The sequence below is a fragment of the Methylobacterium sp. GXF4 genome, from assembly GCF_000272495.1.
GTDB lineage: Bacteria > Pseudomonadota > Alphaproteobacteria > Rhizobiales > Beijerinckiaceae > Methylobacterium > Methylobacterium brachiatum.
Window position 1 is genome coordinate 23,687 of the sequence record NZ_AKFK01000083.1, and the last position, 12,816, is coordinate 36,502.

Below are 12,816 nucleotides of genomic sequence, written 5' to 3' on the forward strand. Positions count from 1 at the left end.
CGCATGGCGATCCGGTCCGCCGAACACCCAGACCCACCCGCCGATGGATGCGTGCGCCCGCACGGCCGTGCGGGCAAAGAGACTTGTTTCGATGCCGCCCTTCTACGCTCAGCTGCGTGTCCCGGCTTGCGGCCAGAATGCCTGCGACCCGCGCCAGCTCCTAGTCTCGTCCGTTGCCGTCCTGGCTCTGATCGCGGCAATGCCGGCGCGCGCTGCCGAACGACCGGTTCCGCAGGTGAGGGTCGGCGCGGACGGCCGGAACGGACAAGCCAACGCTTTCTTGTCGAATGTCGAGGCGACACCCGGCCAGAACGGCGGCGACTTGAGTTTGATCGATGTCGATCCCGCATCCGCAGGACGCGAGGCGGATGCAACCATCGCGATCGGATCGAAGGGCGGCCGGGGCGGCCGGGGCGACACGCGCGCCTGGGCCTCCGTCCCGGGTGCCAACGGCGGACGCGGCGGTGCCGTTACTGCGACGCTGGCGGAGGACGTGACCGGGCAGGGCGAGCAGGTCGGCTATGTCACGCGGAACGGCGTCTCCGAGCTTGATTTCAAGCCGATCCCCCGGTTCTGGGTCTATTCCAGAGGCGGAAACGGTGGCGACGCCCAGAAGGATGTCGGCGGCGGCGGCGATGCCGGGCCGGCCAGCCTGACCCTGTCGTCCCGCGTGTCGACCGAGGGGCAGGCTTTCCTCGGGGTCCGGGTCAGCGCGATCGGCGGCAATGCCGGCGCCGGGGGCACCGACGCGGACCAGACCGCGTCCCGACGCGGCGGTGCCGGCGGCCCAGCCGCACTCACGGTGACGCGGTCCGGCCAGGTGATCACCGACGGTGTCGGAGCGACGGCGGTGATCGTCGAGTCCATCGGCGGCGCGGGCTCGATCCGCGGGTCCGGGACCGCGTTCAGCAACCCGTTCGTGACGCAGGGGGGCGCGGGCGGCACCGCGCGCCTGGACATGTCCGGGACGATCCGGACCTCCGGCGACTATGCCCTCGGCGGCCTCGTCCAGAGCATCGGCGGCAACGGCGGGAGCCAGCCCGATGCCGGCGGCCGGCCCGGTGGCCGGGGCGGTGACGGCGGCACCGTGACGGTGACCCAACGGGGCACGGTCGTCACGGAGGGCGACTACGCCCTGGGCCTCGTCGCGCAATCGGTCGGCGGCCCCGGCGGCCAGGGCGGCGGCGGCGTCTTCGGCGGCGGCAGCGGTGGCGACGCCGCTCCGGGCGGGACGGTGACCCTGACCAACAGCGGCACGGTGACGACCTCCGGCGCCGGCGCGACCGGCCTGGTCGCCCAGAGCATCGGCGGCGGCAGCGCCCTCTCGGCACTGCCGCTCACGGCCCTTGAGGTGGCACCCAAGACCACTGGCGGCGGCGCCGGGGGCATCTCGTACTGGTTCGGCCGCGGCGGTACCGGTGGCACGGGGGGCGCGGGCGGGACTGCCACGATCATCAACGAAGGCGGCCGGGTCCTCACGGAAGGCTCGACGGCCTTCGGCGTCCTGGCCCAGAGCATCGGCGGCAGTGGCGGCAGCGGCGGCGGTTCTTTCCCGGCGGGAGCCTTCTTCTCGGTCGGCCTGGGCGGCAGCGGGGGCGGCGGCGGCAATGGCGGCCTCGCCCGCTTCACCGGTATCGGTGGCCTGGTCGAGACGGCCGGGGACGGATCGACGGCCGTGCTGGTGCAGAGCATCGGCGGCGGCGGCGGCGTGGGCGGCGACGTCAAGAGCATCGCGGTCGGCGCGGTGATTTCGGCGTCCTGGGCGATCGGCGGATCCGGCGGGAAGGGCGGCAGCGGCGGCGAGGCCCAGATCGAGAGCAGCACGACCGTGACGACCTCGGGTTACGGCGCGAACGGTCTGTCCGTCCTCAGCATCGGCGGCGGGGGCGGGGTCGGTGGCCTCGCCAGCGCGACGGCGATCACGGCGCCCCTGGTCACGCCGAGCGGCCAGGCGCTGCCGAGCTTCGCCTTCTCTACCACGATCGGCGGTTCGGGCGGGGATGGCGGCAACGGCGGCGTGGCGGGTGTGATCAATTCCGGCCTGGTCACGACCTACGGCGACTCCGCCATCGGCCTCCTGGCCCTCAGCGTCGGCGGCGGCGGCGGTATCGGCGGGGATGCGGCGGCCTACGCGCTGGCGGTCGCGCCGCCGGGCCAGACGGCCGTCTCAGCGTCCTCGACGCTGGGCGGTACGGGCGGCGGCGGCGGCAATGGCGGCACGGTGACGGCCGAGAATAGCGGGGTGGTGCGCACCTCCGGGGACGGCGCCATCGGCATCGCGGCACAGAGCATCGGCGGCGGCGGCGGCAACGGCGGCAACGCCTCGAGCCTCGCGGCCCCCGGCTTCTCCTTCGACACGACCCTCAACAGCCTCGTCGGAAAACTCCCGATCGCCGATTCCCTCTCGGTGACGGAGACGATCGGCGGCGGGACGGGGAAAGGCAACGCCGGCGGTTTGGTGACGGTGACGAATCGGGGCGCGATCACGACCGGCGGGTCGAACGCTCACGGCATCGAGGCTCAGAGCATCGGCGGGGGCGGCGGCAATGGCGGCACCGTGTCCGGATCGGCCGTGGGCAAGCTCGCCGTCAACCTGACGCTCGGCGGCAAGGGCGGCCGCGGCGGCAGTGGCGGCGACGTGACCGTCACCAACGCCGCCGGCGGCGTGATCGCGACCAGCGGTGACGGCTCACACGGGATCGCCGCGCAGAGCATCGGCGGCGGCGGCGGCATGGGCGGCAGCGTCGCGGCGCGTGACATCTCCAACCCCGACACCGTGGGCGCGATCTGGAAGCAGATCAAGAAGACGATTGGCATCACCGCCTACGAGGAATGGGCGAAAGACAAGACAAACAAGGACGATCTCGATCAATTCCTGAAGGACATCAAGACCAGCGACACGTACAAGAAACTGGCGGACGAGCTCAAGAATTCCGATTTCGGCAAGGCGCTCAAGTCCTACAGCACCGGCGTCTCGAACTATCTGGAGGCGCAGAAGAAGGGCGCCAACAAGCTGCCCGACGCCTCGTTCACCCTGTCGCTCGGCGGGAGCGGCGCGGAGGGCGGGAACGGCGGTGCCGTCTCGGTCGAGAACGGCGGCACCATCGTGACGCGGGGCATCGGCTCGCACGGCATCCTCGCGCAGAGCATCGGCGGCGGCGGCGGCCAGGGCGGGCTCTCCTTTGCGGAGGCGACAAACAAGACCAATCTGACGGCGACGCTCGGCGGCACGGGCGGCAGCGGCAACACCGGTGGCACGGTCAAGATCCTGAATACCGGCAGCGTCGCCACCCTGGAGGACGCCGCCTACGGTCTCTATGCGCAGAGCATCGGTGGCGGCGGCGGCAATGGTGTGGCCGGCAGCGTCACCAACAGCAGCGCGAACAAGGGCCTGACCTTGAATCTCACCGTCGGAGGCTCCGGCGGAACCGGGGCGAATGGCCGATGGGTTCGGGTCGAGAACCGCGGCTCGGTGACCACCTCCGGGGCCGAGGCCCACGCCGTGGTCGCCCAGAGCATCGGCGGCGGCGGCGGCAGCTTCTCCGTGCCATCCGCCGGCACGGACGACGAGAAGACTGATACGCCCGCCGCGGAGAACGGAACCGCGGCTTCCGCCAAGGGCGCGTCCGAGGGCAAGTCCGAGACCGGCGCTGCGAAGAAGAGCGGGGGCAAGAGCGACGCCCAGGCCCTGGCGGATGCCCTGCTCTCGGCGCTCGATATCGAGCGGATCGCCCCTCCGGAGAAGCCAACCCAGGTGTCGGAGAAATCCGGGAGCCTGACGCTCGGCGGCTCCGGACGCATGGCGGGCGACGGCGGCATCGTCACGGTGGTGCAATCCGGCACGATCGCCACGAGCGGCTTTGGCGCCGTCGGCATCCTGGCTCAGAGCATCGGCGGCGGCGGCGGGCTCGCCTCGGTCGCGGCCGGCCCGGGCGGCCACAAATACACGTTCGGCATCGGCGGCGCGGGCGGCGCCTCGGGGAATGGCGGTCCGGTCACGGTGAGCCTCGCCGCGGGTGCCCAGGTCTCCACCACCGGTGACGCGGCACCGGCTTTGCTGCTGCAATCGATCGGCGGCGGTGGCGGCTATGGCGGCGCGCATCAGGTGATGGGCTACGCGGTGCCCTACGCGCTGCGCGACGGCTCCAACGGGGATGGAGGGGACATCCGGGTGACGCTGGAGGACGGCAGCGCGATCCGCACGACCGGCGCCCAGTCCCACGGCGTCTTCACCCAGAGCCTCGGCGGTGGCGGCGGCCTGCTCCTGGATCTGACCGGCCCGGCCGCCGGGGCGTCGGGCCAGAACCGTCCCAACTCCACCGGCAAGGGCGGCAACATCACCATCAACGCATCCGGATCGATCATCGCGTCGGGCCTCGACGCGAACGCGATCTTCGCCCAATCCGGCGTCCAGCGCACCGACGGAAGCCTCGAACCGGACCGGGAGCGGGGCGGCAGGATCAACCTCCGGGTGAACGATCTCGTCACAGGTGGCAGCGGCACCGGGGCGGCAATCCGCATCGACGGCGGGCGCTACAATACGATCGTGATCGGCGGGCGCGCCGTGGTCAGCGCGGCTTCGGGCCGGGCCATCGTCGGCGCATTCTCCGCCGGCGAGATCAACAATTACGGCACCGTGATCGGCGACGTGGACCTGGCCGCCGGTCAGGCGGGGAGCGTCACCTTCATCAACGGCGGTTTCCAGAACACGAGTGCGACCTCGGCGATCCTGCGCACCGGCCCCGACGGCGTCATCGCCCTGGGGCCGAACGGCCGCTTGCACAACAGCGCCATCCTCGACATCGGCGGCGTCGGACGGGTCGCCCGCGCGACGGTGACCGGCAGTTTCGCGCAGAGCGAGTACGGGCGTCTGCTGGTCGACGTCGCCCCCCTGGCGCCGGAGGGCGCCCTGCGCGCCGATCTCCTGACCGTGACCGGCACCGCCTCCCTGAAGGGCGTGGTCGAGCCACATTTGATCGACGGGCTGCTGCCCGGCCAGTACACCTTCCTGCGGGCCGGCCGGATCATGGAGAGCAGTGCCATGGTGACCGGCGGCAGTATCCATTCCGGCGCGGTCCCGATCTCCTGGTCGATCGTTGCATCGGGCGACAGCCTCTCACTGGTCCCGAGGGCCCGGTTCACGGAGCCGACGGGCGTGACCCTCACCTCGGACCAGCGCAGCGTCGCCCAGGGCCTGCAGGATGCCTGGGACGGCAACACCACCAAGCTCGGAACCCTCTACGGGCGCTTCCTCTCCGTCGACAGCCAGAAGGCCTATGCCGCCGCCCTGGACGAGCTGAAGCCGGAATCCAACCAGGACAACCTGACCGACCGGACCCTCGACACCCGCAAGGGCCTCCAGCGGGCCATGAGCTGCCCGGCCTTCACCGGCACCGGCACGCTCCTGCGCGAGGGCGAGTGCGTCTGGGGCCGCATCACCAGCGCCCACACGACCCAGTCCGCGACGGCCGACGACGTCGGCTACCACCAGAGCGCTCTCAGCTACCAGAGCGGTCTCCAGACCGAGTTCGCCCCGGACTGGTTCTTCGGCCTCACCGGCGCCTATACCCGCGCGCTCCAGAGCGACCCCGACCGGATCACCGGGACGACCAGCGATGCCGGCGACGTGTCGGCGGCGCTCAAGCACCAGATCGGCCCCTGGCTCCTCGCGGCCTCGGCCAATCTCGGCTATGCCTGGGCCGACAACAAGCGCCTGATCGATTTCGGCGGCACCACCGCCACGGCGCGCAGCAAGTCCGGGATCCTGACCGCGGGCGGCAGGCTGCGGGCGAGCTATCAGGTCCTGTTCGGGGACTGGTACCTCAAGCCCTATGCCGATCTCGACCTGCTCTACAGCTACAGCCCGGCCTATTCCGAGACCGGCGCCCCGGGGTTCAATCTCGACATGCGCCCCGTCGCCAAGACGCTGGTGGCGTTCAGCCCGATGCTGGAGATCGGCGGGCGGATCGACCTCGACGAAGGGCGCTGGATCCGGCCCTTCGGCACCCTCGGCGTCACGCTCCTCTCGGACGACCACTTCACCGGCAAGGCGAGCTTCCAGGGCACCGGTGCGCTCGGGCTGTTCTCTACGGAATCGGCCATCCCCGACCGCCTCGGCGAGTTGGGGCTTGGTTTCCAGATCAGCCTCGGCGGCGGCATCGAGGTGACCGGCGAGTATCAGGGCCAGGTCGGCGACCACTTCCTCTCGCATGCCGGGACCGCCCGGATGCAGCTACGCTTCTGAGGAGCCTACGTGGTCGGGCGCCAGGCTGCCGATGTCGTGTCTCCGGCGGCCGCCTGCTTCTCTAGCTTGGCCGCTTGAAGGCAGGCTGGCGAAAAGCGGCCCGACCCACTCGTACAGGTTGCTGTGCGAGCTGCCGGAACGCGGGCATGCACCTCAATTCTGCTCGACGGTCGAACATGACCCTGAGCAGAAATTGGGCCTGCCCGCTTTCGGGGCGCTCGCGATGACGGTGCAGGTCGCCGCTCGCCAGCGTCGCACGCCCCTGTCCCGGCCCGCCGCGCGCGCGTACAAGGCGCCCCATGTCAGACCGGCAGGCCGTCTTCACCATCACCCGGGGCGTCCCGTTCCTGCCGACCCTCGCGGAGGCGCTGCTGGCCGGCCGGTTGGTCGGGCCGGTGGCGGAGGATCCGCTGGCGCTCGCCGCGGTCACGATCTACCTGCCGACCCGCCGCGCCGCGCGGGCGCTCGGCGCGATCCTGGCCGAAAGGCTCGGCCGCCTTGCGCATGAGCGCGGTGCGCCGGGCTACGCGGCGCTGCTGCCCCGGATGATCCCGCTGGGCGAGGCCGACGAGGCGGAGCTCGACCTCGCCTCCGAGCCGCAGCTGGAGGACAACGATCCGCTCAGCACGCCGATGCCGCCCCTGGAGCGGCGGCTGATCCTGGCCCGCCTGGTCCAGGCCTGGGCGCAGACCGTGGACCGCACCCTGCTGCCGCTGGATGCCGAGGTGCCGTTCCTGGTGCCGTCCTCGCCGGCCGACGCGGTCGGGCTGGCGGGCGATCTCGAGCGGCTGATGGATGCGCTCACCGTCGAGGGCCTGCCCTGGTCGGAGATCGGCGCCGCCGTGGAGGCGGAGTATTCGCGCTATTTCGGCCTGACCCTCGATTTCGTGAAGATCGCCGCGGAGAACTGGCCGAAGCTCCTGGCCGAGCGCGGCCTGTCCGACCCGGTGGCCCGCGCCCGGGGCCTCGTCCTCGCCGAGGGCCAGCGCCTCGCCCGGACCGCGCCGACGGATCCCGTGATCGTCGCCGGTTCGCTGGGCTCCGTGCCCGCCACGGCCCGGCTGATCGCGGCTGTGGCGAAGCTGCCCCGGGGCGCCGTGGTCCTGCCCGGTCTCGATCTCGACCTCGACGAGGCCGGCTGGTCCGGCATCGATACCGGCGAGGGATTCTCGCGGGTGATCGCCCACGGGCATCCCCAGGCGGTGCTGCACCGGCTGCTTGGGCCGGACAATCTCGCCCTGTCGCGGGCGGAAATCGTGGCGTTGGGCGATCCCGATGGCGGCCAGGCGGCCCGGTCCATGCTGCTGTCGCAGGCCCTGCGCCCGGCCGACACCACCGACGCCTGGGCCGATCTCGACCCGGGCCAGCGGGACGCGATCGCCGAGCGCGGCCTCGATGGGCTCGCTCTGGCCGAGGCCGCCGACGAGCGCGAGGAGGCCCTGGTCGCGGCGCTCGCCCTGCGCGCGACCCTTGAGGTGCCCGGCGCCACCGCGGCCCTGGTCACCCCGGATCGCGGGCTCGCCGGCCGGGTCGCGGTGGAGTTGCTGCGCTGGGGCATCGTCGCCGAGGATTCGGCCGGGCTGGCGCTTGCCGGGAGCCCCGCCGGACGCCTCGCCCGGCTCACCGCGGAGCTGGCCGCCGACCTCGCCCGCAACCAGGCCGACGCGATTCCGGCCCGGCTGATCGCGCTGCTCTCGCACCCGATGGTCCGCCTCGGCCTGCCCCGGTCCGACGTGGTGCGCGGCGCGGCCGCCCTGGAGATCGGGCTGCTGCGCGGCCCCGTCCCAGCCCCGGGCTTTTCCGGGCTGCGGAATGCCTTGGCAGCCGAGCGCGTCGGCCCGCCGGAGCGCCGCCCCCGGGCCAAGCGCCGCCTTAAGGATATCGACTGGGACCTCGCGGAAGACCTGCTCAAACGGCTGGATCAGGTTTTCGCCGCGTTTCCCGGCCCGGACGGGGCCGGCGAGTGCGATCTCGTCGCCGTCGCTGCGCTCCACCGCGCCGCCTGCGACTGGCTGATCGCCGGCCCGGAGGACGCGCCGGAGGCGATCGAGGACGGCTCCCTGTCCTGCCTCGACGCCCTGTTCGACGATCTGGAGATGGCCGAGCCCGGCCTGATGCCGGGGCGGTTCGACGATTACGCGACCTTCTTCACCTCGCTCGCCCGGGAGCGCCTGGTCGGCTGTTCCGGCGAGGCGCCGCATCCGCGCCTGCGCATCCTCGGCCTGCTGGAGGCGCGGCTGCTGTCGGTGGACCGGGTGGTGCTCGGCGGCCTCGACGAGGGCGTCTGGCCGGTGCGGACCCTGACCGACGCCTTCCTCAACCGGCCGATGCGCGAGCGGGTCGGCCTCAACCCGCCCGAGCGGCGCATCGGCCAGATGGCGCACGATTTCGTGCAGGCGCTGGGTTGCCGCGATGCGGTGATCACCCGGGCGCTCAAGCGCGAGGGCTCGCCGACCGTGCCGTCCCGCCTGATCCAGCGCCTGCGCGCGCTGTCCGGCGATGCCCGCTGGGAGACGGTGCTGGAAGCCGGACGACGCTTCACCGGCCTCGCCGCCCGCCTTGACGCCGCCCCGCCCGAGAAGCGGCTGAAGCGCCCGGCGCCGAAGCCGGACCCGGCCCTGTTCCCGCGCTCGCTCAGCGTCACCGAGATCGAGACGCTGGTGCGCGACCCCTACAGCATCTTCGCCCGCCACGTGCTCGGGCTCGATCCCCTGGAGCCGCTGGCCGCGGTGCCGAGCGTCGCCACCCGCGGCTCACTCGTCCACGACATCTTCGCGGAATTCGCCCGGCTCCATCCGGAGAGCCTGCCCCGCCGGGCGGAGGAGCATCTCTTCGCCATCGCCACCAACGCCTTCGGTGAGATCGCCGACACCTATCCGGAGCTCTACGCGGAGTGGTGGCCGCGCTACGAGCGCATGGCCGCGGCCTACCTCGCCTGGGAGGCGGAGCGCCGACCGGGCCTCAGGCGCATCCACCCGGAGGTCTCCGGGCGCTGGGTGATCCCCATGGGCCGCGAGAGCTTCACCCTCCGCGCCCGGGCCGACCGGATCGAGCTGCGCCCGGACGGCAGCGCCTGCATCGTCGATTACAAGACCGGAACGCCGCCCTCGGCCAAGATGATCTTTTCCGGCTTCTCGCCCCAGCTCACCCTGGAGGCGGCGATGCTGATGCACGGCGCCTTCGACGGCCTGCCGGCGGTGAAGACCACGCCGGACCTGCTCTACGTCCACGCCTCGGGCGGGCGGAAGCCGTTCGTCCCGGCCCCGGTGAAGCCGCCCCGGGGCGAGGAGCGCAGCGTCGAGGCGATCGTGGCCGAGCACGCCACCCGCTTGAAGGGCCTGATCGCCCGCTTCCTCACCGGCGAGGCCGCCTACACGGCTCGGCCCTACCCGCAATATGCCAGCCAGTACGGGGCGTATGACCACCTGGCGCGGGTGCTGGAATGGTCGCTCGGCGGCGAAGAGGGTGGCGAGTAGCGGCGTTCCTGCCGACACCGATCCATCCGACCCCCGGCCCTCATCCTGAGGCGCCGGAGCGCGGCGGAGGCCTCGAAGGAGCCCTCCAGCCGGCCGCGCGATCCCTTGAGGCCTCCTTCGAGGCGGCTGCGCCGCACCTCAGGATGAGGGGGTGGGTGAGAGATGGCGGGGTGGGCGAGGGGCCCGGACCCCAAGTCTCAGAAGAACGCCTGCAACCCGGTCTGGGCCCGGCCCAGGATCAGCGCGTGGACGTCGTGGGTGCCCTCGTAGGTGTTGACCGTCTCGAGGTTCTGGGCGTGGCGCATCACGTGGTACTCGCCCATGATGCCGTTGCCGCCATGCATGTCCCGGGCGGTGCGGGCGATGTCGAGGGCCTTGCCGCAATTGTTGCGCTTGATCAGCGAGATCATCTCGGGGGCCATCTTGCCCTCGTCCATCAACCGCCCGACCCGCAGCGAGGCTTGGAGGCCGAGGGTGATCTCGGTCTGCATGTCGGCGAGCTTCTTCTGGACCAACTGCGTCTGAGCGAGGGGGCGGCCGAACTGCTTGCGCTCCAGCGTGTAGTTGCGCGCCCGGTGCCAGCAATCCTCCGCCGCGCCCATGGCGCCCCAGGAGATGCCGTAGCGCGCCCGGTTGAGGCAGCCGAAGGGACCTTTGAGCCCGGAGACGTTGGGAAGCAGCGCGTCCTCGCCGACCTCGACGCCCTCCATGACGATCTCGCCTGTGGTGGAGGCGCGCAAGGAGAGCTTGCCCTTCAGGGTCGGGGCGGAGAGGCCTGTCATGCCCTTCTCCAGGACGAAGCCGCGGATCGCGCCGTCATGCGCGTCGGACTTCGCCCAGACCACGAACACGTCGGCGAAGGGCGCGTTCGAGATCCACATCTTGGCGCCCGAGATCCGGTAGCCGCCGTCGATCTTCTCCGCCTTGGTCTTCATGCCGGCGGGATCGGAGCCGGCATCCGGCTCGGTCAGGCCGAAGCAGCCGATCCACTCGCCCGAGGCGAGCTTGGGCAGGAACTTCTGGCGCTGCTCCTCAGAGCCGTAGGCGTGGATCGGGTACATGACGAGGGAGGATTGGACGCTCATCATCGAGCGGTAGCCGGAATCCACCGCCTCGACGGCCCGCGCCACCAGCCCGTAGGCGACGTAGGAGGCGCCGGCGCAGCCGTATTCCTCCGGCAGGGTCACGCCGAGCAGGCCGAGTTCGCCCATCTTCCGGAACAGGCCGGGATCGGTCTTCTCCTCGGCATAGGCCGCGACGATGCCGGGCAGGAGCTGCTCCTGCGCGAAGCTCTGGGCCACGTCGCGGATCGCCCGCTCGTCCTCGGTGAGCTGGTCCTCCAGCAGGAACGGGTCTTCCCAGACGAAGCGCGCCGAGGCCGGGGCCGACGGGGAGGCGCTGCCCGGGGGGCGCATCGGAGCGTTCATGGGGTTTCCTCGCCTACAGGGTATGGGGCTTCGGCCCCGCGCTTGGCGCTACCCTAGACCCATGCTCCCCGCCGTCCAACGCGCCCAGTGACGCCGGGGCCGCGGCGTCACGCCCGGCCGAGGATCGTCAGCCAGAGGAGCGTCGTCAGCGGCGCCAGCAGGGTCGAGACCAGCACGGAGGCCGCGACCATCCCGGTCTCGGTTCGGTAGCGGGCTGCCAGCAGGTAGGCGTTGATCCCCACCGGCATGGCGGCAAAGAGAGTTGCGACGCCCGCATAGGCGGTGGGCATCCTGAAGACGTGGAACGCGAGCAGCCACACGGCCAGCGGGTGCAGCAGGTTCTTCAGGGCCGCGATCACCAGGGCGCCCTTGAGATCGAACAGCACCCGGTAGCGCTTGAGCCCGGCGCCCAGCGCCACCAGCGCGCAGGTCGAGGCGGTGCCCGCGAAGGCGTCGATCAGCGATTTGGGGATGCCGCTCGGGGTGACGCCGAGGCTCTTCATCGCCATGCCGATGATCAGCGCCACGAAGATCGGGTTCTTGAGCAGGACCAGGGCGAGGCCGCGGATCCGGGCCAGGACCGGCAGGCCGGAATCGGACTCGATCAGGAAGGTGGCGCAGCCCATCATCAGCGGCAGGTGGACGGCCAGCAGCATGAACAGCGGGAAGGCGCCGTCTTCGCCGTAGGCCTGGAGGATCATCGGCACGCCGACGAACACGGTGTTCGACTGGCTCGCCGCGAAGCCGTGCAGGATCGCGCCGCGCCGCTCGATCCCGGCGCGCCGCCGGGCGATCAGGGTGCCGACGAACCAGGACAGGCCGGCGCCGCCGAAATACGAGATCCAGTAGCTCCAGGCGACCTCGCCGGTCATGCCCGGCCGGGTCAGCGTCGCGATGATCAGGGCCGGCACCGCGACCGCGAAAACGTATTCCGAGAGGCCGTCGCTGACCTTGTCGGACAGGAGCCCAGTGAGCGCCGCGCCCCAGCCGATCAGGACGATCCCGAAGATCGGGGCGATGATGGCGAGGGCGTTCACGGATCCGGCGGGGCTCTGGGCGGGGAGGCCCGCGCATAGCACGCCGATGCCGGCTTTTGCGCCCCCGGGTCGAATCCGGGGGCGGGTTTCCGGGCTACTTGTTCTCCAGAACCTCCATCGGGTTCGTGCGCTGGCTGGCGGGCGGCTCCTTGGTCAGGTTGGCACCGCCCTCCCGCTGCGCCTTGACGTCCTTCGGAGAGCCCGGACCGCCGACGGCGGTGCCGCCCTGGCCGGACTGAGTCGGCACGGTGCCGGAGGCCAGTTCCAGGCAGGTCACCATCTCGACATAGGACGGATAGCCGCCCGCCTTGAACTGGCTCTCGCACTGGCGCTTGGCGGCGTTGGTGTAGCTGCCCCAGTGGCTCTCGGCCTCGCGCTTGGCTTCCCGCTCGGAGCGGAGGCAGCCGTCGTAATTGGCCTTGTCGCTGATCGACGTGTTGGCGACCTGGGCCGACTTGCAGGTCGTCTCCACGTCGAGGTTCGGCACCGTGTCGGCCCAAGCGGATCCGGACCCGAGGGCCAGGAGCGCGAGCGTGCCGGCGAGGTGCGCGCGGAAATGGGCGGTCCGGTGGGCCTTCATGGTGGTGAGACTCGCAGTCTGGGGCGGCGTGCGCCGGCGGTGTTGCCGGCAC

At 71.6% G+C, this 12,816-nt stretch carries 5 protein-coding genes; 2 read left to right on the forward strand and 3 right to left on the reverse strand.

Annotation, left to right across the window (positions count from 1 at the left end):
- Positions 1-322: 322 nt before the first annotated feature.
- Both WYO_RS23015 and addB read left to right on the forward strand, forming a co-directional pair.
- Entirely contained in the window at positions 323-6,244 is a 5,922-nt protein-coding gene (locus tag WYO_RS23015; RefSeq protein ID WP_193375364.1) for an autotransporter outer membrane beta-barrel domain-containing protein, read from the forward strand.
- A 299-nt stretch (positions 6,245-6,543) separates the two neighbouring features.
- Positions 6,544-9,720 carry a double-strand break repair protein AddB gene (gene addB / locus WYO_RS23020; protein ID WP_007567043.1) on the forward strand — a complete coding sequence of 1,059 codons (3,177 nt, stop codon included), beginning with the start codon at positions 6,544-6,546 and terminating at the stop codon, positions 9,718-9,720.
- Between the two features lie 197 nt (positions 9,721-9,917).
- On the opposite strand, the gene WYO_RS23025 is transcribed toward addB, so the two are convergent.
- The 3 genes from WYO_RS23025 to WYO_RS23035 all read right to left on the reverse strand — a co-directional run bounded on the left by WYO_RS23025 (position 9,918) and on the right by WYO_RS23035 (position 12,764).
- Positions 9,918-11,147 carry an acyl-CoA dehydrogenase gene (locus WYO_RS23025; RefSeq protein WP_007567044.1) on the reverse strand — a complete coding sequence of 410 codons (1,230 nt, stop codon included), beginning with the start codon at positions 11,145-11,147 and terminating at the stop codon, positions 9,918-9,920.
- A gap of 107 nt (positions 11,148-11,254) precedes the next feature.
- Positions 11,255-12,184 (reverse strand): AEC family transporter, encoded by a 930-nt coding sequence (locus tag WYO_RS23030; protein ID WP_007567045.1) that lies wholly within the window; start codon positions 12,182-12,184, stop codon positions 11,255-11,257.
- Between the two features lie 94 nt (positions 12,185-12,278).
- Positions 12,279-12,764 (reverse strand): hypothetical protein, encoded by a 486-nt coding sequence (locus tag WYO_RS23035; RefSeq protein ID WP_007567046.1) that lies wholly within the window; start codon positions 12,762-12,764, stop codon positions 12,279-12,281.
- Between the last annotated feature and the right edge of the window lie 52 nt (positions 12,765-12,816).

What these genes read in the sequence shown, in the direction of transcription:
- WYO_RS23025 (WP_007567044.1), bottom strand. Translation starts at nt 11,147, where the DNA reads ATGAACGCTCCGATGCGCCCCCCGGGCAGCGCCTCCCCGTCGGCCCCG.
- WYO_RS23035 (WP_007567046.1), bottom strand. Translation starts at nt 12,764, where the DNA reads ATGAAGGCCCACCGGACCGCCCATTTCCGCGCGCACCTCGCCGGCACG.
- addB (WP_007567043.1), top strand. Translation starts at nt 6,544, where the DNA reads ATGTCAGACCGGCAGGCCGTCTTCACCATCACCCGGGGCGTCCCGTTC.